A 1,002-nucleotide genomic window follows, 5' to 3' on the forward strand; every position below is an offset into this window, starting at 1 on the left:
TGGCACAATGCCTCTGAAACCAGCGTCTTCAAATAGAGCTGGGGTAATCCTCAAAACAGTTCGAGTGGACAATGCTCTACCGTTAACCCCACATCACTAAAATGGCAGCGGTAGCAATCATCACTAAAGCAGCAACATCTTTTATTTTAACCTTTTCTTTTAACCAAAAAGCGGCAATAAGCAAGGTGAAAAACACTTCTATCTGACCAAGGGTCTTCACGTAAGGCACACTTTGTAGAGACATAGCACTAAACCAACCGATAGAGCCTAAGCAGCTAGTAACACTGGTCAGTAGAGTGAGTTTTGGGCGCTTAAGCAAATTATCTATTGTACTTCTATCTACAGCATAGGCGTATATCACTAGCACCAAGGTTTGAATCGCGATAACAAATAACAGTACCCAGGCTGCTCGGTGTGGAAAAGGTAAGTCTAGACTTAGGCTTGCTTGACGCACCCATAAAGACGTTAATGCAAATGCACCGCCACAAGCCAGACCAAGCAATACTGTAGCAAATGAGATCTGCTTTAGTTTCTGACCGCTACTCATAATAAAAACGGCAACGCCGCCAAGCAACACTCCCAGCCAACCAAGCCAAGAGAGATAAGTACCAAAGAAGATGACTCCTAAAATAGCAGCCATCAAGGCTTCACTTTTGGCAAGCCCAGCCCCAACGGCGAAGTTACGCATTTTAAATAACTTAACCATCATCATCGTCGCGACAATTTGCATTGCCGCCGCAGCAACTACATAAAGGCTGAAAGTTGGCGTAATGAAGGGGAAACCCACTGGCTTCCATGTATATAAAGCCACTAAATAGATAAGCGCGACAGGCGTCGCCCACAGAAAACGTGCCAGAGTCACGCCCGCGGTATTGACCTCTTTACTGAGTTGACTTTGAAAGGCGTTGCGCCAAGCTTGCATCGCTGCAGCAAGAAAAGTAAATAAGATCCAACCCATATAACTTGCGCCTATAAATAACTGCTTATACCAATTCCATTAAA

At 44.6% G+C, this 1,002-nt stretch carries 1 protein-coding gene; it reads right to left on the reverse strand.

Going from position 1 to position 1,002, the window contains the following annotated elements; all coding sequences use genetic code 11:
- Nucleotides 1-82: 82 nt before the first annotated feature.
- A complete protein-coding gene (locus tag AB4135_RS22155; protein ID WP_371995568.1) occupies nt 83-958 on the reverse strand; it encodes a multidrug transporter in 876 nt (291 codons plus the stop codon).
- Between the last annotated feature and the right edge of the window lie 44 nt (nt 959-1,002).

Origin of the sequence: Shewanella sp. 10N.286.54.B9, assembly GCF_041468565.1 — a bacterium.
In the GTDB taxonomy this organism is placed as follows: Bacteria; Pseudomonadota; Gammaproteobacteria; order Enterobacterales; family Shewanellaceae; genus Shewanella.

What these genes read in the sequence shown, in the direction of transcription:
- AB4135_RS22155 (WP_371995568.1), bottom strand. Translation starts at nt 958, where the DNA reads ATGGGTTGGATCTTATTTACTTTTCTTGCTGCAGCGATGCAAGCTTGG.